The organism is Streptomyces zingiberis (assembly GCF_012034935.1).
Taxonomy (GTDB): domain Bacteria; phylum Actinomycetota; class Actinomycetes; order Streptomycetales; family Streptomycetaceae; genus Streptomyces; species Streptomyces zingiberis.
The window spans coordinates 184,424-208,847 of record NZ_JAATEN010000003.1 but is presented as its reverse complement, the minus strand read 5'-3'; the positions used below and the strand labels follow the sequence as shown (position 1 = coordinate 208,847).

General features: G+C 75.7%; 20 protein-coding genes and 1 pseudogene. 13 read left to right on the top strand and 8 right to left on the bottom strand.

Translation table 11 applies throughout. The annotated features are described in order from the left end of the window. Positions 1 to 102 precede the first annotated feature (102 nt). Positions 103 to 327: pseudogene (locus HCK00_RS27335) on the top strand (helix-turn-helix domain-containing protein); the annotation flags it as partial. A 31-nt stretch (positions 328 to 358) separates the two neighbouring features. Here the strand turns inward: HCK00_RS27335 and HCK00_RS05105 are convergent. Next, positions 359 to 868, bottom strand: a complete 510-nt coding sequence (locus HCK00_RS05105) for a MarR family winged helix-turn-helix transcriptional regulator (RefSeq protein ID WP_240965264.1) — start codon at positions 866 to 868, stop codon at positions 359 to 361. A 127-nt stretch (positions 869 to 995) separates the two neighbouring features. Here HCK00_RS05105 and HCK00_RS05100 point away from each other — a divergent pair, with 127 nt between their 5' ends. Then, positions 996 to 1,421 (top strand): Rid family hydrolase, encoded by a 426-nt coding sequence (locus HCK00_RS05100; RefSeq protein WP_168100536.1) that lies wholly within the window; start codon positions 996 to 998, stop codon positions 1,419 to 1,421. Between the two features lie 242 nt (positions 1,422 to 1,663). Here HCK00_RS05100 and HCK00_RS05095 read toward each other — a convergent pair whose 3' ends face one another. Next, positions 1,664 to 2,026, bottom strand: a complete 363-nt coding sequence (locus HCK00_RS05095; RefSeq protein WP_168100535.1) for an ArsR/SmtB family transcription factor — start codon at positions 2,024 to 2,026, stop codon at positions 1,664 to 1,666. 79 nt (positions 2,027 to 2,105) lie between these two features. On the opposite strand from HCK00_RS05095, the gene HCK00_RS05090 reads away from it, so the two are divergent. After that, positions 2,106 to 2,525, top strand: a complete 420-nt coding sequence (locus HCK00_RS05090; protein WP_168100534.1) for an ArsI/CadI family heavy metal resistance metalloenzyme — start codon at positions 2,106 to 2,108, stop codon at positions 2,523 to 2,525. 168 nt (positions 2,526 to 2,693) lie between these two features. Here the strand turns inward: HCK00_RS05090 and HCK00_RS05085 are convergent, their stop codons facing one another. Next, complete coding sequence (locus HCK00_RS05085; RefSeq protein ID WP_168100533.1) at positions 2,694 to 3,335, bottom strand: TetR/AcrR family transcriptional regulator; 642 nt, start codon at positions 3,333 to 3,335, stop codon at positions 2,694 to 2,696. Positions 3,336 to 3,629: 294 nt separating this feature from the next. Here HCK00_RS05085 and HCK00_RS05080 point away from each other — a divergent pair, with 294 nt between their 5' ends. After that, complete coding sequence (locus HCK00_RS05080; RefSeq protein ID WP_168100532.1) at positions 3,630 to 4,553, top strand: NmrA/HSCARG family protein; 924 nt, start codon at positions 3,630 to 3,632, stop codon at positions 4,551 to 4,553. Between the two features lie 167 nt (positions 4,554 to 4,720). Here HCK00_RS05080 and HCK00_RS05075 read toward each other — a convergent pair whose 3' ends face one another. Then, positions 4,721 to 5,308 carry a TetR/AcrR family transcriptional regulator gene (locus HCK00_RS05075; protein WP_206319952.1) on the bottom strand — a complete coding sequence of 196 codons (588 nt, stop codon included), beginning with the start codon at positions 5,306 to 5,308 and terminating at the stop codon, positions 4,721 to 4,723. Between the two features lie 71 nt (positions 5,309 to 5,379). Here HCK00_RS05075 and HCK00_RS05070 point away from each other — a divergent pair, with 71 nt between their 5' ends. The 3 genes from HCK00_RS05070 (at position 5,380) to HCK00_RS05060 (ending at position 7,184) form a co-directional block, all read left to right on the top strand. Continuing rightward, the gene (locus HCK00_RS05070) at positions 5,380 to 6,267 is read left to right on the top strand and encodes an SDR family NAD(P)-dependent oxidoreductase (RefSeq protein WP_168100531.1); all 888 of its coding nucleotides are present in this window, start codon (positions 5,380 to 5,382) and stop codon (positions 6,265 to 6,267) included. A 196-nt stretch (positions 6,268 to 6,463) separates the two neighbouring features. After that, positions 6,464 to 6,631, top strand: a complete 168-nt coding sequence (locus tag HCK00_RS28375) for a winged helix-turn-helix transcriptional regulator (RefSeq protein WP_311765156.1) — start codon at positions 6,464 to 6,466, stop codon at positions 6,629 to 6,631. A gap of 58 nt (positions 6,632 to 6,689) precedes the next feature. Beyond that, on the top strand, positions 6,690 to 7,184 hold the full coding sequence (locus HCK00_RS05060; RefSeq protein WP_168100530.1) for a hypothetical protein: 495 nt from the start codon (positions 6,690 to 6,692) through the stop codon (positions 7,182 to 7,184). Between the two features lie 136 nt (positions 7,185 to 7,320). Here HCK00_RS05060 and HCK00_RS05055 read toward each other — a convergent pair whose 3' ends face one another. Next, the gene (locus tag HCK00_RS05055) at positions 7,321 to 8,421 is read right to left on the bottom strand and encodes a citrate synthase 2 (RefSeq protein WP_168100529.1); all 1,101 of its coding nucleotides are present in this window, start codon (positions 8,419 to 8,421) and stop codon (positions 7,321 to 7,323) included. A gap of 609 nt (positions 8,422 to 9,030) precedes the next feature. Here HCK00_RS05055 and pdxH point away from each other — a divergent pair. Both pdxH and HCK00_RS27330 read left to right on the top strand, forming a co-directional pair. Continuing rightward, a complete protein-coding gene (gene pdxH / locus HCK00_RS05050) occupies positions 9,031 to 9,660 on the top strand; it encodes a pyridoxamine 5'-phosphate oxidase (protein WP_168100701.1) in 630 nt (209 codons plus the stop codon). A 745-nt stretch (positions 9,661 to 10,405) separates the two neighbouring features. Continuing rightward, on the top strand, positions 10,406 to 12,136 hold the full coding sequence (locus tag HCK00_RS27330) for a PAS domain S-box protein (protein WP_375781916.1): 1,731 nt from the start codon (positions 10,406 to 10,408) through the stop codon (positions 12,134 to 12,136). On the opposite strand, the gene HCK00_RS05035 is transcribed toward HCK00_RS27330, so the two are convergent. Next, on the bottom strand, positions 12,124 to 12,903 hold the full coding sequence (locus HCK00_RS05035) for an SIS domain-containing protein (protein WP_168100528.1): 780 nt from the start codon (positions 12,901 to 12,903) through the stop codon (positions 12,124 to 12,126). The two genes, HCK00_RS27330 and HCK00_RS05035, sit on opposite strands and share 13 nt — an antisense overlap. 348 nt (positions 12,904 to 13,251) lie before the next feature. Between HCK00_RS05035 and HCK00_RS05030 the strand changes: the two genes are divergently transcribed. Together HCK00_RS05030 and HCK00_RS05025 are read left to right on the top strand one after the other, a co-directional pair. After that, complete coding sequence (locus HCK00_RS05030) at positions 13,252 to 13,944, top strand: iron-dependent transcriptional repressor DtxR (RefSeq protein ID WP_168100527.1); 693 nt, start codon at positions 13,252 to 13,254, stop codon at positions 13,942 to 13,944. Positions 13,945 to 15,529: 1,585 nt separating this feature from the next. Next, positions 15,530 to 16,390: an alpha/beta fold hydrolase gene (locus HCK00_RS05025; RefSeq protein ID WP_168100526.1), complete on the top strand. Its 861-nt coding sequence runs from the start codon at positions 15,530 to 15,532 to the stop codon at positions 16,388 to 16,390. Positions 16,391 to 16,630: 240 nt separating this feature from the next. Here HCK00_RS05025 and HCK00_RS05020 read toward each other — a convergent pair whose 3' ends face one another. Continuing rightward, positions 16,631 to 18,202 (bottom strand): transporter, encoded by a 1,572-nt coding sequence (locus HCK00_RS05020; RefSeq protein WP_168100700.1) that lies wholly within the window; start codon positions 18,200 to 18,202, stop codon positions 16,631 to 16,633. 389 nt (positions 18,203 to 18,591) lie between these two features. Next, positions 18,592 to 19,425: an ABC transporter ATP-binding protein gene (locus tag HCK00_RS05015; RefSeq protein WP_168100699.1), complete on the bottom strand. Its 834-nt coding sequence runs from the start codon at positions 19,423 to 19,425 to the stop codon at positions 18,592 to 18,594. Positions 19,426 to 20,693: 1,268 nt separating this feature from the next. Between HCK00_RS05015 and HCK00_RS28860 the strand changes: the two genes are divergently transcribed. Together HCK00_RS28860 and HCK00_RS05005 are read left to right on the top strand one after the other, a co-directional pair. Continuing rightward, the gene (locus HCK00_RS28860) at positions 20,694 to 22,331 is read left to right on the top strand and encodes an NsdA family TPR-like regulatory protein (protein WP_512700803.1); all 1,638 of its coding nucleotides are present in this window, start codon (positions 20,694 to 20,696) and stop codon (positions 22,329 to 22,331) included. Between the two features lie 137 nt (positions 22,332 to 22,468). Beyond that, positions 22,469 to 24,349 carry a hypothetical protein gene (locus tag HCK00_RS05005; protein ID WP_168100524.1) on the top strand — a complete coding sequence of 627 codons (1,881 nt, stop codon included), beginning with the start codon at positions 22,469 to 22,471 and terminating at the stop codon, positions 24,347 to 24,349. Positions 24,350 to 24,424: the final 75 nt, after the last annotated feature.

Sequence of the window (24,424 nt, the reverse complement as noted above, 5' to 3'; positions counted from 1 at the left end):
CTGCCGAACCCCACCACGTGGCGGCGTCCAGACAAAGGCCGGGTGCACGAGACATGGTTCGTGCACCCGGCCATTGCCATCTTCCGAGTCGGGAAGACCCGCATGGTCCACCGCAACGCGCCCTCAACCGGGACCGGCCGTCTGCGCTTGGCGCAGTGCATCGTCGACGACCGATGGCCACTCCGCCGCGCGGCAGAACGCTTCCAAGTTTCCCCCACCACTGCGAAACGATGGGCCGACCGCTACCGCGAGCAAGGAGGAGACCGCCTCCTTGTTCTGGACCCGCGCGCAGAACGTCTTCGGCCGGGCCGCCCGCGGCGAGCGCCGGCGAGCCGCCGCGCGGGAGGCCGCGGACCGGTCAGCCGAGGCCGTCGGGGACGATGCGGAGTTTCTCCGCGATACGGGCGAGGGCCTTCTGGTCGGTCGTGTTGAGCGCGTCGAGGACGGTGCGGCGCAGGGATCGCAGGTGCGTGGGTGCCGCCTGGTGTACGACGTCGAAGCCGTCGTCGGTGAGTTCGGCGAGGGTGTAACGGCCGTCGGCCGGGTCGGGCATCCGCCGGACCCAGCCCCGCTGTTCACAGCGCTTGACGACGTTGGACAGGCGGGAGAGCGACCCGCTGGCGAGGAAGGCGAGCTCCCCCATCCGCAGCGTGCGCCGCGGGGCCTCGGAGAGGTGGCTGAGCACGAGGTACTCGAACAGGGTGAGGCCGTGCTCCTGGCGCAGCGGCGGTTCCAGCTTGCCGGGCAGCAGCAGGACGAGGGAGATCAGCCCGGTCCACGCCGCCTTCTCCTGCTCGTCGAGCCACCGCGGCTCCTCCTGGTCACCGTGCGCGCCGGTGCCGTTCATGGGCCCTCCCGTGCTGTCCATGGATCCTCCCGTCTCTCCGGCAAGGCCGGTCATCACTTGACGCTTGAAGTCATCGGCGTTAGTTTCACTTTACGCGTGAACTCATCAGGGGGTGAACGCGCCCCCGTCCACAGGGAGAGGGAACACCATGAGCACCGTCACCTTCGGCGTCGTTCCGGGCTACGGCGAGAAGTTGCACGAGGCCCTCGGCTACAGCGGGGCCGTCCGCGTCGGCGACCGGGTCGAGATCTCCGGCCAGGCCGGGGTGGACGACGACCTGGCCATCCCCGACTCCCTGGAGGAGGAGATCATCCGCGCCTTCGACAACGTGGAGCGCACGCTCGCCACGGTCGGCGCGACCTGGAAGGACGTCATCCACGTGAACTCGTACCACAAGGTGGCGCCGGGGGATGACGTCATCGGGGAGGACCACAACGCCGTGATGGCCGACCAGTTCCGCCGTCGCCTCGGTGGCCGCGCGCCGATCTGGACCGAGACCGGCGTCACGGTCCTCGGCCTCGCCGCCATGCGCGTGGAGATCCGCGTCACCGCCATCGTCGGCTCGGGCAGCTGAACGACCCGCCCACCGCGCGGCGGCCGGCCCATGGCCGCCGGGGGTGGGCGCGGGGGCGCCGGAAGGCGGGCGCGCACCTCTCGCGCCCGCGCCCCCCGGTGCGTCCGTGCCGTCCCGCGGCCCCGGCGCGGCGGCGGCGTTCGCCGCCCGCACCCAGGCCCCCCGCCTGACCTGTCAGGCCGGTCCGCCGCCGGCGCGGACCAGCCCGCCGCCTGCCGCCGGCTCCGGCGCGCCCGGGGCCCTCATGCTCCCGCGGGCGGGGCCAGCAGCTTGCCCATCGCGGCCAGGACGGACGGCTCGACGCGGTAGTACACCCAGGTGCCGCGCCGCTCGGAGGTGAGCAGCCCGGCCTCCTTGAGCTTCTTCAGGTGGTGGGAGACGGTCGGCTGGGACACGCCCACCTCGGAGATGTCACACACGCACGCCTCCCCGCCCTCGTGCGAGGCGACCGCCGAGAACAGCCGCAGCCGCACCGGGTCGCCCAGCGCCTTGAACATCGGCGCTGCCGTCTCGGCCTCCTCGGCGGTGAAGGGGCGCTCGGTCAGCGGCGGGCAGCACGGCACCGCCACGGTGTCCACTACGGGAAGCTCCACGCGATTCGACATGCGTCAATATTGACATCCATCGAACCAGATGCCAATGTCCATTGCATAGATAAACGTCGAATCAACGGAGGAGATCGTCATGTCCCGTGCCCAGCTCGCCCTGCGCGTCTCCGATCTGGAGGGCTCGATCGCCTTCTACTCCCAGCTGTTCAACACCGAACCCGCCAAGCGCCGCGAGGGCTACGCCAACTTCGCCATCGCCGAGCCCCCGCTCAAGCTGGTCCTCATCGAGGGCCGGCCGGGCGAGGAGACCCGTCTGGACCACCTCGGCGTCGAGGTCACCTCCGCCGAGGAGGTCACCGCGGCGACCACACGCCTGAAGGAGGCGGGCCTGGCGACGTTCGAGGAGAACGACACCTCCTGCTGCTACGCCCTCCAGGACAAGGTCTGGGTCCACGGCCCGGGCAAGGAGCCGTGGGAGGTCTACGTCGTCAAGGCCGACGCCGACACCCTCGGCAAGAGCGCCGAGGCCGCGCCGCAGGCCTGCTGCGGAAGCTGACCGCCGCTGAACCCCCTGATGCGGGGTCCGCTCGATCGAGGTCACAGCCCGGCCCCGGGCCCGGACGGCGCCCGGCGGCACCACCGACACCGGGGTGAACGGGTCGGTCGCGGGCGGGGCGCTCAGGGCTTCAAGGTCATCCCGGTGCCCCTTCGGCGCGTATCTCGGTCAGGCCCCTCGCGGGCTCAGGCCCGCGACCGCCAGCCGGAAGATCCGAGCCGCTTCGGCCGAGGGGTCGGGGCGGTGTTCCGTGGCCAGGGAGAGGCCGACGATCAGGGTGATCAAGTCGGCGAGTGTGAGGTGCGGCGGCACGGCGCCGTCCTGTGCGGCCCGGCGGAGCAAGGGGGTTCCCGCCTCCTGGAGCGCCGTCGAGCAGGAGTTGCCGTGCACCAGGTCGGGCTGGGTCCCGTCCTGGTGCGGGCCCCCGTCCGGGTATCCGCCCCTGTGCGGGCCTGCGTGCCCGTCTCGGTCCGCGTCTCCGTCGTAGGAGAGGGCCGTCGCCAGTCCGCGGGCGGAGGCGCAGTAGGTGATCACCTCGCTCAGCCAGGTGAGCAGCGCTTCCCGGCTGTCGTCCGCGCCGGTCAGTTCGTGGGCGCGGGCCGCCAGGGCCTCGATCCGCTTCCGGGACACGGCCTCCAGCAGCGCGCGGCGCGTGGGGAAGTGCCGGCGCACGGTGGCCGAGCCCACCCCCGCCGTGCGGGCGATCTGCTCCAGGGAGGCGTCGGCGCCGTGCGCGGCGACCTCCTCCTCGGCGACGGTGAGGATGCGCGCGTAGTTCCGCCGCGCGTCTGCTCGCCGGTGCTCCGGCATGGCGTCACCTCCGGGGTGTGCGGTGTGCGGTGCGGGGTGTGGCTTGAGAGGTGCGGATCGGGCGGTGCGGGTCCCGGCGGTGCCGGGTGGGGCGGCGCGGTTGTCAAGTGGCGGGGCCCGCCATATCGTAGCGGAGAGAAAACGGCGGGCCCCGCCGTTTATGCCGCTCCGGCCGGCCTGGCGCTCTCGGCTGCCCAGGCCGTTCACGCCGGGCCGCTGTCGCTGTCGCTGTCGGCGCCGTTGCCGCTGTTGCGGCCGTTCCGCCGTGCCGACCGTCCACCTGGAGGATCCACCATGTCCGCAGACCCCACCCCCGTGCTCGTCACCGGCGCCACCGGCAGGCAGGGCGGTGCCACCGCTCGTGCGCTGCTCGCGGCGGGTGTCCCCGTCCGCGCCCTGGTCCGCGACGCGAAAGCGGAACGGGCCAGGGCGGTCGAAGCGCTCGGCGCCGAACTGGTCACCGGTGACCTCCGCGACCGCGGCTCCCTGGAGCGGGCCGCCCAGGGCGCCCGTGCCGTCTTCTCCGTGCAGATGCCTGCCTTCACCGGGGACGGCTTCGACTTCGAGGGGGAGGTGGTCCAGGGCGTCAACCTCATCGAGGCCGCGAGGGCCGCGGGGGTGCCGCAATTCGTGCACACGTCCGTCTCCGGCGCCGGTCAGCACACGGAAGACCCCGGCTGGGCGGAGGGGCGCTGGACCTCGATGGAGCCGACCCTCGGCGCCAAGAGCGCCATCCAGGACCGGCTCCGCGAAGCCGGCTTCCCGCGCTGGACGCTGCTCAAGCCGGCCTTCTTCATGGAGAACTTCCTCCCCTCCATGGCGTTCCTGTTCCCCCGCGGCATCGAGGGCGGCCTGGTGAGCGTCGTCAAGCCGGAGACCCGGCTCTCCCTCATCGCGGTGGAGGACATCGGCACGGCGGCGGCCGCGGCCGTCCTCGAACCGGACCGCTTCCACGGCGTGGAACTGGAACTGGCAGGCGACTTCCTGCCGATGACGCGGATCGCCGAGATCCTCTCCCGCGTCCTGGGCGCGAGCCTGACCGCGCCGGACATGACGGAGGCGGAGGCCCTCGCCGCCGGGATGCCGGGCATGGGGGCCTCGCACGCGTGGCTGAACGTGATCGGCCAGCCGGCCCGGCCCGCATTCGCCGCGGCACTCGGCCTCACGCTGACCGGCTTCGAGCAGTGGGCGGGGGAGCAGCTCCCCGAGGCGGGCTGACCCGCTCGCCCTTCGGCGGCCGGGCCGCTCGTTCACCGGCCCCACCCGCCGGCTCCGTTCACCGGCCTCGTTCACCGGTCCCGCCCATCGGTCCCGCCCACGGCTCCCGTGGGCGGGATTCCGGCCTCCGGTGGGGCGGCTCGTCCGGTCTGTGGCCGCGTCGGGCGTCAGGGCGCGGCGGGGGGCGCCGTGGCGGCTCGTATGCTCATTTCGAGGAGCTGTTCAGCGGTGACGTGCCACTTCCGCACGTCGAGGTGGCCGCCGTTCCCGAAGCCGATGATGCCGTGCACGCTGGTCATCAGCATGGCCCCGACCGGCCGGGCGCGCTGCGGATCGCCGATCGCGTCCTCGACGACCGCGAGGAACTGGTCGTGGGTGCGGGACACGGCGGCGATCGCATCGGTGGACGCGACGGCCGGAGCGCTGAACATCAGCGCGTACGTGTGCGGGCGCTCCTGGCCGATGCGCATCAGCCCGGACAGCGCGTGTTCCAGACGCTCGATCGGCGACAGCCGTTCCTGCGCGATCACCGTGGCGAGATCGTCGCCCACCTGGGCCCAGCTCTTGGCCGCGACCGCGGAAAGCAAGTACTCCTTGTCCCGGAAGTGCCCGTAGGGGGCGCCGCGGGACACGCCCGCCCGGGTGCCGACGGCGCGCAGGGTCACCGCCCCCGGCCCGCCCTCGTCGAGCAGTTCGGCGGCGGCCTCGACCAGCGCGTGCCGTGTCGCTGCGGCGCTCTCCACTCGGCTGACCATGCCTCCCATCCTAGGTGACGGTGTCACGCGATACATTTGACAATGTCACATGAGCTGCTACCGTCATTCGCATGACAAAGTCACACGAACATTCCGGGCTGTTCCTGATCAGCGGCGCGTCGACCGGCATGGGTGCCGCGACCGCCCGTGAGCTGGCCCGCCGCGGTCACCACGTCCTTGCGGGCGTCCGGCGCCCGTCCGACGCCGACGCGCTGCGCGCCGAGGGGCTGGAGCCCGTGCTCCTGGACGTCACCGATGCCGCGCAGATCGCCGCCGTCGCCCGCCGTATCGCCGACGACCCGGCCCGGCGGCCGCTGCGGGCGGTGATCAACAACGCCGGCATCGCCATCAACGCGCCGCTGGAAGTCCTGCCGATGGAGGAGTGGAGGAGGCAGTTCGAGGTGAACTTCTTCGGGCACGTCGCGGTGACCCAGGCCGTCCTCCCTTCCCTGCACGCCAGTTCGGGCCGGGTGGTGAACATCAGCTCCGTCGGCGGGAGGATCGCGATGCCGGCCTATGGCGCCTACGCCGGTGCGAAGTTCGCCATGGAGGCGATGAGCGACTCCCTGCGGCGGGAGCTCGCACCGCACGGCGTGCAGGTCGTGGTCGTGCAGCCCGGCGGGGTGAAGACCGAGATGACCGGCCGCGGCATCGAGCGGGCGAACGACACCATCGCCGCGCTGTCACCCGTCGAGCGGGGCCGCTACGGTGCGCTGTTGCAGGCGATCATCAACCAGGCGGCCGGGTTCACCGACTCGGGGGTGTCCGCCGAGGCCGCCGCCTTGATCATCGCCAAGGCCGCGACCGCCCGCCGCCCCCGCACCCGCTACACCATCGGCCGCGACGCGGCCACGCTCACCCGCTTGTCACGCATCCTGTCCGACAAGCTGCTCGACCGCGTCCTGGCCGCCAACCTCCGCCCGCACTTCCCCAAGGCGCGGAGCCTGTCCGGCGCCTGAGGGCGCTGTCCTGGCGCGCGGTGGCCGCGTCGGGCTCCGCGCCGGGGCCGGCGGGTGGGGCAGCGACCGGACCGCGCCGGCCGGGCGGGCGGCTCACCGGTTTTTCGGGCAGGTCAGGACGGGCGGGCCCGGGGTGGGTCAGGCAGCGGACGGGCCGCTCAGGGCGGAGGCGAGGCGCCGGGCCTCCTCGTGTGACGTGGACAGGGAAGCCGCCTACGCCGAGGTCCCTCCGCGCGTCGAGTACACCCTCGCCCCGCTCGGCCACGGCCTCTTCGAGACCGTCAGCTCGCTGATCGGCTGGGCCGCGGATCACCACGACGAGATCCGCGCCCACCGCGAGCGCGCCACGGCGGAGGAGCCCTGACCGGCGGGAGGCCTCCACCGCCCCGTGCGCTCCGCCGCACCCGGCCTAAGCTGCGGGCGTGAAATACAGCGAACTCGAGGCGGACATACTCCGGCTGATCGTCGCGGCGGACGAGGCCGACGCGCGCGCCTTCGGAGAGGAGACGGTCACGCGTCTCGTGCGGCCGGAACTGCTCCACGGCGCGGCCGAGGACGACCTCACCGACGAGGCCCGGGCCGCACTGACCACGGCCTGCGCGCGCGTTCCGGCGATCGGCGCCGCCGAGCTGCACGACGCGCTTGCGACGATCTACAACGGCATCCTGGCCGACGACGATCTGGACGCCGGGGTCCTCACCGCCATCCGCGCGCTGGCCCACTGGCACAGCTACCTGGAGGGGAACCGGCGCGGCGAGCTCTACGAACTCGCCATCCGCTCCGTCGAGGAGGTCGACCACCAGGTCTCCGCCGACCTCGACGACATCCTCGCCACACCGGAGATGGCCGCCGAGCGCGCGCGCATCCGCCGGCTGCTGGCCCCGGACTCCTCGCGGGAGCACGGGACCACCCCCTGAGCTTCTTCCGTCCGCCCCGGGCGGGTCCGGCCCCGCCCGCCGATCCCTCACCCGAGGGGCCGAGCCGAGCGGGCCCGGCCCGCCCGGCCCGCCCGCCGGGTCCGCGGGCGCACCGGAGCGGCGGAAGCGGTTCTGATCAGCCGGAGATGTCCCCGTACCCCTCGATCTCGCGCGGGTCGCGGCTGCCCGGGCCGGTGTAGCGGGCGGACGGGCGAACCAGCCGGCCCGTGCGCTTCTGCTCCAGGATGTGCGCCGACCAGCCTGCCGTGCGGGCGCAGGTGAACATCGAGGTGAACATGTGCGCCGGGACCTCGGCGAAGTCCAGGACGATGGCCGCCCAGAACTCCACGTTGGTGGCGAGCACCCGGTCGGGGCGGCGGTTGTGCAGCTCCTCCAGCGCGGCCCGCTCCAGCGCCTCGGCCACCTCGAACCGCGGCGCGGCCAGCTCCTTGGCGGTGCGCCGCAGCACGCGGGCGCGCGGGTCCTCGGCGCGGTAGACGCGGTGGCCGAAGCCCATCAGCCGCTCGCCGCGGTCGAGGGCCTGTTTGACGTAAGCCTCGGCGTCGCCGGTCCGCTCGATCTCCTCGATCATGCCGAGCACGCGGGAGGGGGCGCCGCCGTGCAGCGGTCCGGACATGGCGCCCACCGCGCCGGAGAGGGCGGCGGCGACATCGGCCCCGGTGGAGGCGATCACCCGGGCGGTGAAGGTGGAGGCGTTCATGCCGTGCTCGGCGGCGGACGTCCAGTAGGCGTCCACGGCCTTGACGTGGCGCGGGTCGGGCTCGCCGCGCCAGCGCCGCATGAACCGCTCGACGATGGTGCCCGCCTTGTCGATCTCTCTCTGCGGCACCATCGGCAGGCCCTGCCCACGCGCCGACTGGGCGACGTAGGAGAGCGCCATGACGGCGGCCCGGGCGAGGTCGTCACGGGCCTGCGCCGCGTCGATGTCGAGCAGCGGGCGCAGGCCCCACACCGGGGCGAGCATGGCGAGCGCGGACTGCACGTCGACCCGGATGTCCCCGGAGTGCACCGGGATGGGGAACGGCTCGGCGGGCGGCAGGCCGGGGTTGAAGGCGCCGTCCACGAGGAGGCCCCAGACGTTCCCGAAGGACACCTGGCCGACGAGATCCTCGATGTCGACGCCGCGGTAGCGGAGGGCCCCGCCTTCCTTGTCCGGTTCGGCGATCTCCGTCTCGAACGCGACGACTCCTTCGAGTCCGGGTACGAAGTCGGACATCAGGCGGCTCCTCGGCTCTGGGTGACTGACGTGACGTGCGGGGTGGCGGGCGCACCGGGCGGTGCGCCGCGGTCCGCGGTGGTCCGCGGTGGTCCGCGGTTCTGCGGCGGTCTGGGGGTGGTCGACGACGGACGGGCACGGACGGGGGCCGCCGGCGGATGCGCGGCCGCTCCGCCCCGGCGTGGATCACACCGGTGCGGCTCACGCTCCGTAACGGCTACCCCGGTGATGCCCCGCCCGGCCGGTGGTCATCCACCCGGGCGCCGGCAACCGCGATGGCACTCGGGGCCCTTCCAGGGGCGGACACGATATCCCGCGGTGTCCGCTGTCTATAAGGGCTCGGCCGATGATTCTGGTGGGTTGCGCCGTTGCGGGGAAGGGTGAGAAGCGGCACACCGTGCCATCTCCGGGGCGCGGGGTTACGAACCGTGAGGGCTGGGAACGCATCGGTGGATGCCACCGGCGTCGGGTTTTCGGATGATGCTGCAAGATGAGTCCGTGCCTGATGATTCGTTGGAATCCCCGGTGTCCCTGCCCCGTGCCGACGCCCGCCGCCCGGGCGCCCGCCAACCGGTCGCGCCCGGCCTCGACCCGGCCGTCCTCGCCGCCATGCGGAAGCAGTACCGGTCGGAGGGGCTACGGGAGCGGGAACTGGCCCCGGAGCCGATGGAACAGTTCGCACTCTGGTTCCGGCAGGTGGTGGAGAGCGGCCTCTACGAGCCGAACGCCATGATCGTCTCCACGGTGGGCGGCGACGGCCGCCCCAGTTCGCGGACGGTCCTGATGAAGGGGTTCGACCGGCGCGGTTTCGTCTTCTTCACCAACTACCGCTCCCGGAAGGGCCGGGAGATCGGGGCCAACCCGGCGGTGGCGCTGCTCTTCCCCTGGCACCCCGTCGCGCGGCAGGTGCACGTCGAAGGCGTGGCCGAGCGGCTCGGCCGGGACGAGACGGTGGCGTACTTCCGCACCCGGCCGCACGGTTCCCAGCTCGGCGCCTGGGCGAGCCGTCAGTCCGAGCCGGTGGCCTCCCGGGAGGAGCTGGACCGCTCCTACGGGGAGCTGGCGGACCGCTACCCGCCGGGCGAGCAGGTGCCGGCGCCTCCGGAGTGGGGCGGCTACCGGGTACGCCCGGAGGCGGTCGAGTTCTGGCAGGGGCGGGAGAACCGCCTCCACGACCGGCTGCGCTACGTCCGCACCGCCGCGCCGGGCGGCTGGGCGGTCCGGCGGGTCTCCCCCTGAGGTGGCGTGACCTGGGCTGACCTGACCTGAGCTGAGCTGACCTGCTGTGGCCTGGCCGCCCTGGTCCGCGCTGCCCTGCCCCGCGCTGCCCCGGTCCGGGCGGCGTGGCGCGGGGCCGCGGCGCGCAGTCGCGGCGGGGGACGGGCCGCGGCGGTGCAGAACGGGCCGCGGCGGTGGAGAACGGGCCGCGGCGGGGGAGAAGAGGGCAGCAGACGGCCCGCGAGCCTGTTCCCGTCCCGCCGTCCCGGAAGGGGCGGGCGGGAGCGGGGCCGGTCGGACGTACCGGCGGCTCGCGGGCCGGGTGACTGCTGGGGATTGGGCCGGCTGCACGCAACTCTCGCGTGCCGACCCGGCGATGCGCCGAGCGCGACGACGGGCGCTAGCCCGCAGTCACCTCACGCGTCCGGATTGAAGACATCTGCCGAACCACCTCCCTTCTCGTGTGCTCCGAGGGTAGGCACGGCCCCGCCCGGCGCTCAAATCTTTTTTCGGGCTGCGGGCGGCAGGCGGCGGGACGGCGGCGGACCGGGGGCGTGCCGTCCTCCCGCGCGGTGCGTGCTCCCCGTGCGCGGTGCGGCGGCGCCCCGGAAGCGCCGCCGGTGGCCTCGCCCCGGGCCACCGATTTAGGCGAACATGGTGTGGGCTCCGTCACGTTCGAGTTCAATGAAACGGGAGCACGGCGCCGCACGGGTGAGCACGGGACTCCGTCCGCGGCGCTCCGCGGGCACGTCCTCGGAGGTACCAGGTGACTGCTCAACGGCGTTCCGGCGCGGGCCGCGTACCGCCGGCGCGCCCCGGCGACCCCGGGGCGGAGCCGGGACCGGCCGTCCCCCCGGACCGTGAGGACTCGGATCTGCTCGCCGCCCTGCTGGACGGCATGGACGCCGCCCTCTGCGCCTTCGACGCCGACGGGGTGATCACCCACTGGAACCGTGAGGCGGAGCGCATCCTCGGCTGGTCGGCGAAGGAGGCGGTGGGGCGGCACGGTTTCGCCGGCTGGGCGGTCCGCAGCGCCGACGCCGACGACGTACGCGGCCGGCTGATGGCGGCGATGGACGCCCCGGGCCGCCGGGTCCACGAGTTCGCGCTGCTCACCAAGGACGGCGGGCGGGTCCTCGTCCGCACCCAGTCGGCCGCCGTGCGGGACTCCGCCGGCCGCCCCGCCGGCGTCTACTGCGCGTTCAGCGAGGTGCACACGCAGATCGACCTGGAGCGTTCCCTCGCGCTCAGCGACGCGCTGTTCGAGGACGCCGCCTGGGGCGTGGTCCTCGTGGACGTCGACCTGCGGCCGACCGTGGTGGGCTCCACCGCCGCGCGGACCTTCGGCCGGCACCGCGCGGAACTGCTCGGCCGCCCCCTGGGCGAGCTGCTGGACCAGGGGGCGGAGGAGCTGGAGAGCTCGCTCCAGCACGTCCTGGCGGAGGGTACGCCGCCCGCCCCCGGCGACCTGTGGGTGACGCTGAGACCCGCGGACGGGGCCGGCCCCGGCGGCGGCGGTGCCACGGCCCGCGGCAGCGGGGTGGGGGGCGCGGCGCCCGGCGCCGGGGCGGACACCGGGGACGCGCCCGGCGGGGCACGCGGCGGAACCCCGTACAGCGGGACCCCGTACGGGAACCCGTACGCCGGTACTCCGTACGCCGGTGCCGCGCGCGACGAAGCGGCGGCGCGGCGCTGCTGGCGCAACGGCTTCGTCCGGCTGGCGTCCCCGCTTGGGGAGGAGCCGGTGCCGCTGGGCGTGGCCTGGTTCTTCCGGGACGTCACGGAGGAGAAGCGGGCCGAGCGGGAGGGCTCGCTGCTGCGTTTCCGCTTCAACCAGCTCCACCGGGCCGGCCTGTCGGCCGCCGAGTGCGAGGACCCGGCGGAGGCCGCGACCGTCCATGTCGACTTCGCCCTGGCGGGCTTCGCCGACCACGCGCTGGTCGACCTGGTGCCGCCGGAGGGCGGGCCGGACGGCGGGCACGGCGGTACGCCGGGCGGCGGCTCGTACCGGGGCCCGGGCGGTGACCAGGGCGGTGACCCGGGCGGTGAGTCCGGCAGTGGCCCCGGCGGCGGGGCGGGCAGTGGCGCAGGCGGCGGGGCGGGCGGCGGGGCGGGCGGCCGGCTGCTGCGGGTCGCCGCCACGCCCACCGGCCCGGGCGGGCCCTGTTCGGCCATCGAGCCGAACGGCGTCCCGGTGAGCTACCCGGACGGCCACCCGGCGCTGCGCGCCGTCGAGCGCACCGGCTCCGTGCGCTCGTCCGCCGTCGCCGCGGGCGCGCCCGACCCACGGGAGTGGGCGCGCGTCCGGCAGTGGCCGCAGGACACGGTGTACGGGCTCTGCGTCGTGCTGCGCAGCCGGGGCAGGACGCTGGGCGTGCTGACGTTCCTGCGCGGCGCCGGGCGCCGTCCCTTCGAACGCCCGGACGCCGCCTACGCGGAGGACGTCGCCCTCCGCACCGCGACGCTGCTCGACCTCGCGGCGGCTCAGCGGCGGTAGAAGATCCGGTCGCCGTACTCCTCGAAGACGCGGCGGTTCCACGCGTGGCCGCCGTCCACGTTGCCCGAGCGCAGCAGCGGCGGCGGCGCGCCCCGGGCGGCCAGTTCGCCCGCGGCGGCGGCCATGACGGCCTGCATCAGGGCGCTGGTCACCACGGTCGAGGCGGGTGCGAACGGCGCGTCGATCCCGTCGGCGGAGAGTTCCGCGTCCCCCACGGAGATCTTGCTGTCGAGGACGATGTCGCAGTGATCCTTGAGGAACGTGCCGTTCGCGTTGCGGGGCCGGGTCGCGGTGGCGTACGCGACGGAGGTGACGCCGATCACCGTCACCCCGCGGGCCTGGGCGCCCCGGGCCAGCTCCACCGGCAGGGCGTTCCGCCCGGAGAGGGAGATGATCACCAGCAGGTCGCCGCTCCGGACGGGCGCGGTGCCGAGCACGGCGTCCGCCAGCCCGCTCACCCCTTCGAGAGCGCTGCCGAGGGTGGCGGGCATGACGTCCACCCCGGTCAGGCCGGGCACCGCGAGCAGGTTCATCAGGGCCAGCCCGCCCGCGCGGTAGACGACGTCCTGGGCGGGGAGCGCGGAGTGCCCGGCGCCGAAGGCGAAGAGCCGGCCGCCGGCCGTGACGGTGTCGGCGATCAGCGTGCCGGCGCGCCGGATGCCGTCCTGCTCCTCGTCCCGGACGCGGCGCAGCAGCTCGACGGCCGCGTCGAGGAACCGCCCGGGGAGGTCCCCGGGCGCTGGTCCGGTGGGACTGGTGTCGCTCATCGCCGGGATGGCCCCTCTCCGTGGGTCCGCCTGAGTGACGCACTGTGGACCGCTGCTCCGGCCGGCCACGACGCGCCACGGGCGGGCCGGCACGGCGGTGGTGATCACGGTGCGGTCTGGACCACTGAACTGTCGATCGGGACCGGGGAACTGTCAATACCGCCGAGGCGCCGGGCGCGTGCCGCCCGGAGGCCCGCGGCGCGGGGAGGCCCGGGCGGCGGCGGGGCGGAACGGCCGAGGTGGCACGGGGAACGCGCCGCGGGAGAACCGTCCGCCGCCGGGATGCGTAAGAATTGGCCGTCGGGGCCAACCGCATCACCGCCACCGCATCATCTACGAGGGGCACGCATGTCCGGACTCATCGACACCACGGAGATGTATCTCCGCACCATCCTGGAGCTCGAAGAGGAAGGTGTGGTGCCCATGCGCGCCCGGATCGCCGAGCGCCTCGACCAGAGCGGGCCGACGGTCAGCCAGACGGTCGCCCGGATGGAACGCGACGGTCTGCTGACCGTCGCCGGGGACCGGCATCTGGAACTGACCGAGGAGGGCCGCCGGCTCGCGACCCGGGTCATGCGCAAGCACCGGCTGGCGGAGTGCCTGCTGGTGGACGTCATCGGGCTGGAGTGGGAGCAGGTCCACGCGGAGGCGTGCCGCTGGGAGCACGTCATGAGCGAGGCGGTCGAACGGCGCGTGCTGGAGCTGCTCCAGCACCCGACCGAGTCGCCGTACGGGAACCCGATCCCGGGGCTGGAGGAGCTGGGGGAGACCGGCCCGTCCGACGCCTTCCTGGCCGAGGGCATGGTCAGCCTGGCGGACCTCCGGCCCGGGGCGGAGAGCAAGACGGTCGTGGTCCGGCGGATCGGCGAGCCGATCCAGACCGACGCCCAGCTCATGTACACGCTGCGGCGGGCCGGGGTGCGGCCCGGTTCGGTGGTGAGTGTCCGCGAGTCGGCCGGTGGCGTGCTGGTCGGCAGTGGCGGGGAGGCCGCCGAGCTGGAGGCCGACATCGCCTCGCACGTGTTCGTGGCGAAGCGCTGAGGGCGCCGTCACGGCATGGACCGGCCGCTGCTGTGAGGTGCTGCGCAGTGCTGCGCAGTGCTGCGCAGTGCTGCACAGCGCTGAGCAGTGCTGCCCGGCGCTGCCTCCCGGTGCCGTGACGCGGCGCCTGTCGCGGCCACGTGCTGCCGGGCGCGGTCACGCACGGCCCAGCCCGGTCCAGCCCAGCCCTGCGGTGGCGGGTGCCGTCACGCGTTGATCTGGGGACCGCCACGCGCCGGTTCTCGTGGGGTTGCTCTCCGGATCGGTCACGGTGAACCGTTCGGGGCCGGGTCGTGCGCCTTCCGCCCTGTCCGGGCAGCGCGACCGCGGTAGTGGCCCGGCTCGGGCTGCCCGCGTCCGCCCGGGGAGCCCGCCGGGGCGACATCCCGGGCGGCTCTCCCGCCGTTCGTTCGATTCCCCTCCGGGGCCCGGCCGTGTCCCCTTCGCCCCCTTCGGGTGGGTGGCGCGGGAGGCTTGAATTCGGTGTGTGGGGGCAGCGGCGGTGGCACCGGTCGTGCCACTCTGTCGCTGGGGCATATGGCAAGGGGGCATACCCGGCAACGTTGACGGAGCCGGAAGGGGTCCGTGGAGGCCCCTCGGCGGGGCACGGCCCCTCGGGTGAGGGTGGTCCGGCGCGGCGGAAGCCCGTCGGGGCCCGAGCCGGAGGGCCGGGGCTGCTGGGGTCCGGGGCTGCGGGCCCGGGAGGGCCGGGGGAGCCCGGCGGAACCGGTCCGGCGGGGACGGAACGGGTGCGCCCGAGTGCGGCGAGGCGGGCCGGAGTCCGTCCCGGTCCCGGGCCCGCGGAGTCCGGCGGCGGTCCCCAGCGGCCGGTGCGGCCCGACGGCTGTCCGGCCGGCTGTCCGACGGTGCCCGCCGGTTCCGGCCGGGTTCGCCGCGCCCTTCTCCGTCGGCCGGGAGGTGTGCGTGAGGGCACGGGCGGACCGGTTCGGTGCCGGGGCGGTGGACAACGCGGCCCCCGGGGCGGTGGACACCGCAGCCCCCGGGGCGGTGGACAACGCGGCCCGTGGCCTGGAGGGGCCCCGCGGCCGTGGGCGTTCGAGAGCCCCGGCCCGCCGTGGCGGGGCCGGGGCCTCCCCTCCCCGTGTTCCGCCGGGGGCCCGGAGCCCCGAGCTCTCAGGGCCTGCGCCGGCGTTCTCACCTCGTTCTTTCCATCCCCTCGGCCGCGGTGGCCAACCTCCGGGCGCTGTCACCCGTACGAGGGGTGTTGTACGCCGATGCGGCTCCACACCAGCGTGTTCGAATAAAAGTTCGATATCGTGCAGCGGGGTTCCGGGGGTTCTCCCTACGGCGGCCGGCGCGGCAGCGCGACGGTGGCCGTGGCGCGGGGAAAGAGCACGGAACGGCAGCCCCACCGGTGACAACCGTTGGGGCGAAAGCCCGGTCATGACAGGCAGGGCGGCACGGCGGGCGCTCCCGGTGGTCGTGCCGGCCGTGACAGCCATGCCGGCCGTGACAGCCATGCCGGACGTGACAGCCGGGGCGGACGGCCGGTCCGGCGCCCGCCGGGCCGGGTGAGGGACGGCACAGCGAAGCGGTAGCCGGAGGAGATGGGGGTGCGGACCTGATGGTGCGGCGCATCGACATGGCCGGGGCCGGCGGCGTCCGGCTGGCCGCCTGGGAGTTCGCCGACCCCCCGAAGGGGAAGCGGGAGGGCGAGCCGGTGCCCGGCGCGCTGCTGCTGCACGGGCTGATGGGGCGCGCGGCCCACTGGGCGCGGACGGCGCGCTGGCTCTCCGCGACCTATCACGCCGTCGCCCTCGACCAGCGCGGCCACGGCCGCAGCGGCAAGCCCGCCGAAGGCCCCTACACCCTGGACGCGTACGTCGCCGACGCCGAGGCCGCCGTCGAACGGCTCGGCCTCGCGCCCGCCGTGCTCGTCGGGCACGCCCTGGGCGCCCTGACGGCCTGGCGGCTGGCCGCCCGCCGGCCCGATCTCGTCCGGGCCCTGGTCATCTGCGACATGCGCGCCTCCGCGCCGGGGGAGCGCGCCCAGCGCGCCTGGGAGGAGTGGTTCGCCTCCTGGCCGCTGCCGTTCCCGACGCTCGCGGACGTCCGGCAGTGGTTCGGCGAGGACGACCCCGTCCTGGAGCGGCCCCGCCCCGCCCGCGGCGACTACTTCGCGGAGGTCATGGCCGAACGCGCCGACGGATGGCGCCCGGTCTTCTCCCGCCGCGCGGTGCGGATGTCCCGGGAGGGGTGGGTGTACGACGCGCACTGGGACGAGCTGGCGCAGGTCCGCTGCCCCACCCTCGTGGTCCGCGGCCCGGACGGCGAGCTGGGGCGCGCCGAGGCCCAGGAGATGGTGCGGGTGCTGCCCCACGGCCGGTACGCGGAGGTGCCGGAGGCCGGGGACCTCGTCCACTACGACCGGCCCGACGGCTGGCGGTCCGCCGTCGAGCCGTTCCTGGAGAGCCTCGCGCGGTGACGGCCCGGGGGCCGGGGACCGGCAGCCGCCGGGGCGGGGCGGCGCCGGGGCCGGGGCGGCGAGGCCCGCGCGGTGCCGCCCGGATCCGCGAGGCACCGGGTGGCACCGGGCGATGGGCGGTACCCGCGCTGACGGAGCGGCGGGCGCCGGCGCCCGGCAGGTGCCCGCCGGGCGCCGGATGGCGCGGCCGCCGCCCGCCGCGTGGTCGACCGGCCCCCGGCCGTGACCCGCTGGCCCCTCTCAGCCCTTGGCGACCGCCGTGAGGATCTCCGGCAGCCGGGACGCCGTGCGCGGGGCGGCCAGGCGGAGCCCGAGGAGGGTCATGGCCCAGCCGTGGCCCACGCCGAGCGGCAGCAGCAGCCACAGCCAGTCGTGGCCCCCGCTCAGATGCAGCCACACCGTCAGCGCCAGCAGCGGCGAGCACAGCACCGCCGCCACGGCCAGGCCGCCCAGCATGCTGATCCACGCCAGCCCGGCCTGGCCCGGTGCCGCGTTCTTGAAACCGCTGTCCTGCGGGATCGAGTACGGGAAGTGGGCGGAGGCCAGGGCTCCGGTCGCCAGCATCGCGCCCAGCAGGGCCAGGGAGACGCCCAGGGCCTCGGGGAACGCCCCCCAGTCGCCCAGCAGGGCGAGGGAGATGACCACGACCAGCACCACGTAGGGCACGGCCACCAGCGCCAGGGCCAGCGCCCGTCCCCGGAGTTCGAGGTAGGCGTCGCGCCGCGAGGAGATGGTCTGGGCCACCATCCAGAAGGCGGAGCCGTCCTGGCCGAACTGGTTGTACATCTGGATGCCCAGCAGCCCGGCCGCCCAGCAGGCCACGTACGGGCCGCCGTTGCCCTGGAGGGTGTAGACCACCGGCAGCAGCAGCCCGATGCCCAGGGCGGACGCCCAGCCCGTCTTGGCCTTCGGGTCCCGCCAGCCGTAGCGCAGCGTGCGCTCCATGACGGTGCCGGTGCGGCCGGCCGGAAGCAGCCGGGCGAGGCCCGAGCCCTCCCGGGAGCGTTCCCGGCCCGGGGCGGTGGCGGCCTGGAGGGTGGAGCCGTCGGGTGAGGTCATGAGCCCCGTCAGGCTCCGCTGCCACCACCACACCAGCAGCGCGAGCGCGGCCCCGGCCAGCGCGAGCTGCACGGCCGCCGCTCCGTACGCCCCTTCGTTCGCCGACCGCACGGCGGCCGGGGCGGACGCCGGCGGCAGCCAGCGGAGGACGTCGGCGGCGGGCTCCAGGGTCCGCAGCCCGCCCGGCGCCGACAGCCGCTGCACGGCGAGGGAGACGAACTGCGCGCCGACGGCGATGAACAAGCCGCTCAGCAGCGCCAGATCACGCCCCCGCCGGCTGGTCAGCAGCCGGACGTTGGCCGCGGCCACCGCCCGGGACAGCGCCACGCACACCAGTACGACCAGCGCCGCCGCGACCACGCCCACGACGGCCGCCGCCGGCCCGTGCGCCACCGCCACCACCGAGCCGGCCGCGAGGACGAGCGTGAACAGCGGCCCCACCCCGACCAGCGATGCGGTCAGCAGGGAGAGCGCCAGGCGGCCCGGGCGGAGCGGGAGCATGACCAGCCGCGTCGGGTCCAGCGTCTCGTCGCCGGAGGCGAAGAACAGTGGCATCACCGCCCACCCCACCGTCAGCACGGCGGTCAGCGAGAGGACCAGCGCCTCGGCGTGGTCGTTGCCCCGCAGGGCGATCAGCCCGAGCAGGTGCAGCGCGGCGAACAACAGCGCCATGACGAGCGAGATGATCCACACGGCCCGGCGCCCGGCGGACTGCCGCAGGCCGTTGCGGAGCAGGGAGAGCTTCAGCCGCACGAAGACGGCCGTGACCGCGGCCCCGCCGGCGGCGGGCGGCGCGGGCCGGGATCCGGCGGCGAGCGGGGTGGCCCCGGCGGTGCCGGCGGCTCGGGAGGTGCCGGAGGGGGCGCGGGGGGAGACGGGTGCGGGACCGGACGGGGCCGTCCCCTCCGGGGGTGCCCCGGGCGGGACCGCAGCCGTGCCGGGCGGGGGCCCGGTGGGGGAGGCGGCCGCGGAGGGACGCGCGGTGGCGGGGGAGCCGGCCCCGGTGGGGGGATCGGGCGTGGTGGGCGCCCCGGCCCCGGCCCCGGAGGGTGAGGCGGACGCGGTGGAGGCCGCGGTCCGGTCGGGGGAGGTGCCGATGGCGGGGGAGGCGTCCCTGGAGGGGGACCGGCCCGGAGGAGTGCTCACCTGGCGCCACCGCCCAGCCAGTCGAGGCTCTGCCCGGGCTCCCGGCCGCTCGCGCCGACCAGCTCCAGGAACGCGTCCTGAAGGCTCGGCGCGTCACCCCGCACCTCGGCCAGCGGCCCGTGGGCCCGGATACGGCCGGTGGCCATCACCGCCACCCAGTCGCACAGGCTCTCCACCAGCTCCATGACGTGGCTGGAGAAGACGACCGTCGCGCCGGAGCCGGTGTAGCGCTCCAGCACCCCGCGGATCGTCTGCGCGGACACCGGGTCGACGCCCTCGAAGGGCTCGTCCAGGAAGAGCACCTGCGGGTTGTGGAGGAGCGCGGCGGCCAGCCCGATCTTCTTGCGCATGCCGGTGGAGTAGTCGATGACCAGCTTGTGCCGGGCGTCGGCCAGGCCGAGGACGTCCAGCAGCTGGGTGGCGCGCTCGTCCACCTCGTCGCCGGGCAGGCCGCGCAGCCGCCCGGTGTAGGCGAGGAGCTCACGTCCGGAGAGGCGTTCGAACAGCCGCAGCCCTTCCGGGAGGACCCCGATCCGGGCCTTGACGGCTGCCGGGTCGGCCCACACGTCGTGGCCGCCGACGAGAACGCGGCCGGCGTCGGGGCGGAGCAGCCCCGTCACCATGGCGAGGGTCGTCGTCTTGCCCGCGCCGTTGGGGCCGACCAGGCCGATGAACCGTCCTGCGGGCACGTCCAGATCCACCCCGTCGACGGCCACCTGCTCGCCGAACCGTTTCCACAGGCCCCTCACGCTCACCGCCGGGGGCGCCGCCGCGCCGGTCTCCGGCGCCGCTGCCCTGTGTCCCTCCGGGGTGTCTTCCCCCGTTGTCACTTCCTCTGCCACCTGGCGTGCCCTTCCTCGTCGCGCGTGCGGGGCGGGCGCCCGAAAAGGGCTTTCCGGCGTTCCCGTCCCCCGTGGCCCCGGATTCCGGGTCTGCCCGGACTTCCTGACCTTCCTGGCCTTCCCGGTTCCCCCTTCCCGGTTCCCGGGGTTCGAAGGGTGCCCGGGGCGCTCCCCGGCCCGGTGGCCTCCGGGGCGTCCGCGCGGCCCCGAGGTGCGGGAGGCAGCCGGTGCCTGCCTCCCTCAGCACGATAGGGGGCGGCCGGGGGATCGGACGTCCGCCCGCAGGAGGAGGCGTTCCTCGCACGACGGCCAACAGGAGGGGGAGCTGACCTGCGGAGAAGCGGTGGAAGGGCGGCGGGGAAGCGGCGAGGGAACGGTGGGGAAGCGGCGGGGGAACGGTGGCCCGGTGGCCGGCGGTGGGAGCGGGCCGCCCCGGCGGAGGTCCGCGGCGGAGCCGGCCCCGGTGGCGGAGCCAGCCCGGGGCCCACGTGGTCGTGGTGACCGACGCGGCCATGGTGGCCCGTGGCGGCCGTGGCAGCCGTGGCGGCCGTGGCGACTGTGGTGACCGTGGTGCGCTGCTGCGGCGTCCGCGTGGCGGGCCCTGCTGGGAGCGCCGGCCCCCGGGGGCCGCGCCGGCGGGTGCCGGGCGGCCTGCCGGCGGACGACCGCCGCGATGGGCGGCCCCTGCCGGCGGGCGCGCCCGCCCCTTCGCCGTCCGCCCGCCGCACCACGCCGATTCGGCCGTGAGCCGTCCGCGCCCTTCGGGCTCCCGCGTGCGCCCCGTGCGGCGCGCCCCGGCGCACGACGGCCGGGGCCCCTGCCCGGTCACCGGTTTCCGGAAGGCGGGCGGAGCCGGGCGCGTTCCGCCCGCCGCGAGGCCCGCGGAACCCGCCGGGCGGCGGCGCGGGGTGTTCCGGCGAGGTGACGGCCGAGGGGCGGGGCCGGTCCGGTGCCGCGTCCCGCCGGTCCCGTCCGGAAGGGGGCCCGCCGCTCCCGCGCGGAGCGGAATCCGTGCGCCGTACGGTCCGCCCCGGCGCCCCCTCCGGCGGGCGGGCCCGGACGGGCGTACGAGCCGCCTCGGCGGCGGCGCCGCGGTGCGACCGGCGCACCGCTTCCCGGGCCGGGGCGCATCGGTGCAACGGCGGGGGCGCGTGGTCGACCGGCACCGTGCGGGCGGGTAGTCCGTACTGCGGCACCTTGCGCATGAGTGACCTGCTGAATGGTCCCGAAGCAGCTGATCACATGAGAAGAGAGACATGGTCGGTACGGCCGATGTGACCGGCGCCGCCGGCACGGCAGGGGGGAGTCCGCCGGGACGGCGGGCCCCCACGGAGGGCCGCCGACCGGTCCGCGATCGAGGGGGTAGTTCCATGGCAGCCAGGCCGCTCGTCGCCCGCAGGCCCAACGAGAGACTGGGGTCGCTGATACAGGAGGCCGGCTGCTCCAACGCCGGGCTCGCCCGCCGGGTCAACCTCTGCGGCGCGGAGCACGGTCTCGACCTCCGCTACGACAAGACCTCCGTCGCCCGCTGGCTCCGCGGCCAGCAGCCCCGGGGGCGCGCGCCCGCTGTCATCGCCGAGGCGCTCGGCCGCAAGCTCGGCCGGACCGTCACGATCGACGAGATCGGCATGGCCGACGGCAAGAACCTCGCCTCCGGGGTGGGGCTCCAGTTCTCCCCGACGGTGCCCGGCGCGATCGAGCAGGTCTGCGAGTTGTGGCGGAGCGACGTTGGCCGCCGCGACTTCCTGTCCGGCTCCACCGTCGCCTCCTCGGCCCTCGTCGAGCCCAGCCGCGACTGGCTCATCACCGGCCCCGACCCGCAGGTCGCCCGCTCCGGCGGGGCCCGGGTCGGACGGACGGACGTCCAGGCGGTCCGCGACATGACGGCCGCCCTGACCGAGCTGGACCACCGGTACGGCAGCGGGCACGTCCGCCCGGTCGTCGTGCACTACCTCAACAGCGTGGTCTCCGGCCTGCTCGGCGGGTCCTACCGGGAGGCGGTGGGGCGGGAGCTGTTCGCCGCCGTGGCGCGCCTCACCGAACTGGCGGGCTACATGGCGGTGGACACCGGTCAGCCCGGCCTGGCGCAGCGCTACTACATCCAGGCGCTGCGGCTCGCGCAGGCCGCCGGGGACCGCGGCTTCGGCGGGTACGTCCTGGCCGCCGGGATGAGTCATCTCGCCGCCTCGCTCGGCAACCCGCGCGAGATCGCCCAGCTGGCGCGCGCCGCGCAGGAAGGCGCGCGCGGCCATGTCACCCCGCGTGCCGAGGCGATGTTCCTGGCGGCGGAGGCGCGCGGGCACGCGCTGATGGGCGACGCCGCGGCCTTCCAGACCGTGGCGGGGCGCGCGCTCGCAGCCCTGGAACGGGCCGGTGCCCCGGGGCGGCCCGGATCCGGCGGGACCACCGCGGGCGCCGGGGCCGGGCCGGCGGGCGCGGAAGGGACGGCCGGGACGGCGGAGACGGCCGGGGCTCCGGCGGTGGCCGGGACGCCCGGCGGGACGGGCAACGGGACGGGCGGCGGTGACGACCCCGCCTGGATCGCCCACTTCGACGCCGCCTATCTCGCCGACGAGCTGGCCCACGGCCACCGCGACCTCGGTGAGGCCGACCCCGCACGGCGCCGCGCCGAGGAGGCGCTCGCCGGGCACCCGGGGAGCCGGGTACGGCGCCGGGCGATCGGGCTGCTACTGCTCGCCGCCGCCCAGACCCAGGCCCGCGAGATCGAGCAGGCGTGCGACTCGGGGACCCGTGCGCTGGACCTGCTCGGCGGCCTCCGCTCGGGCCGCTGCATGGAGTATCTGGAGGACCTCCAGCAGCGGCTCAAGCCGTTCGGGGACGAGCCGGTGGTCCGGGAGTTCGGTGAGCGGGCGGCGGAGCCGCTGGTGGCGTGAGCGGGGCCGGCCGGGGTCCGCGGGCCGCCCGCCGCGGCCCCGGACCCCGGCTGTGACCAGGCACTTGGCAGAGGTCCGCGGCGAACGGGTAGCGTGCACGGAGATACCGTCAGTCCCCGCACAGCCAAGGAGTCCTGGTGTCGCAGAGCGGACAGGGCAGCGAGCCGCCACGCCGTGCCTACGAGGGCATCGTGCTGCCGGCGGACGGCGGTGAACCGTTCATCCCCGAGCCGGAGCCCGAGGAGCCCGCCGGACAGCGCTGGGGACCGTCCTGGGGGCCGGGCGCGCCCCCGGAGCCGCCCGCCGCCCCCCAGGGCTACGGCGACCGGGCGCCGCGGCCGGAACCCTACGGAACCCCCGGCGGGGAGCCCCCCGCCCCGTACTCCGCCTACCCCTCGCCCCCCGGCCTCCCGGGGGCCGGCTCCGCGGACCACGGACGGCACGAGCCGCACCGGTCGCTCCCGGCGCCCTCGTACGGCCAGGAGGGCGCCGCGCCGGCCGGGGGCGGGAGGCACGCCGGGACGCACGCCGGGAACCCGGAGACGCACGGCTCCTACGGGTCGTACGAGCCCCAGGGGGCGTACGGGCAGCCCGCGCCGCAGCCCCCGTACCCCCAGGACGGCGCCCACGCGGGATACGGCTCCCACGGGGCGCACGGCCACCAGGCAGGCCGGGCCGCGCACGCCGGTCACCCCTCTCCCACGGCCGGCCCGGCCTACGGCCGCCAGGACCCGCCGGGCGCGGGCCCCCTGCCCCCGGCCGGGCCCCTGCCGCCCGCCGCCGGGCCGATGCCCGGTGCCGCCGACGAGACGCAGCTGCTGCCCCCGACCGCCCCGGCGCCCTCCGGTCCGGACGCGGACGCCACGCAGTTCCTCCCGCCGCAGCCCGGCCCGACACCCCCGGGGGAGAACCCCGCCGAGGCCACCACCGTGCTCGGCCGCCAGGGGCACCGGGCCGGCGGCGGTCCGCTGCCGCCGGAGAACTCCCGGGACGAGCAGGCGACCCAGTACATCGCACGCATACCGGCCGCCGAGCCGGAGCCGCCCGCCGCCCCGCCCGTCCCGCCGCCGCCCACGGCCGCCCCGTACGGCATCCGGGCCGGGACGCCCGGCGACCGGCAGCCGCCCGCCGAGTTCGACGGGCTGTTCCGCGACACCCGCGCCGCCGACCCGGACGGCGCTTCCGGTGCCCCCGGCGCCCCTGCCGCTCCTGACGCGACACGGCAGCTCCCGCGCATCGACGAGCGGACGCAGCCCCCGCCCCCGCCCCCGCCTTCGGCGCAGGGGCCGCAGGGGCCGCGGGGACCGCGGTCCCGGCACCCCGAGCCGCACGGCCCGGGCGAGCCGGGGGGACGGGCCGCCCGGCGGAACGCGGAGCGCAAGCGCTCGCTGTCCCCCGCGGCCCTCGCCGGCCTGGTCATCGGCGGCTGCGTGGTGGCGGGGCTCGCGGCGGGCGCCGCGCTCAGCGGGGGCGGTGACGACTCCGGCGACGGCCGCAAGCAGCCGGTCGCCGCGAGCGAGTCGGACGGCGCTCCTCCCTCCCCGGCCGTGGACCCCGTGAAGGAACAGGCCGAGGCGCTGGACGCGCTCCTCGCCGACAGCAACGACAGCCGGGACGCGGTCATCCGCGCCGTGCGTGACATCGGCGCCTGCAAGAACCTGGAGCAGGCCGCCACCGACCTCCGGGACGCCGCCGAGCAGCGGAACAGCCTCGTCACCCGGCTCGGCGAGATCTCCGTCGACAAGCTCCCGCAGCACGCCGCGCTGACCTCCTCGCTCACCACGGCCTGGGAGGCTTCCGCCGAGGCGGACGACCACTACGCGGCCTGGGCCGACCAGATGGCCGAGGGCAAGGGCGGCTGCAAGGGGGGCAAGGGCAAGGCCAAGGCGGGCAAGCACACGGCCCGGGGCAACGAGGCCAGCGGACAGGCCACCGCCGCGAAGAAGAAGGCGGCCTCCCTGTGGAACCCGATCGCCCGGGAGCACGGACTCACGGAGCGGCAGTACATCCAGCTCTGAACATCCAGCTCTGTACATCCAGCTCTGACGGACGGCCGGCGCCGTGCCGGGCGGGACCGGGACCCCCGGGCCGGG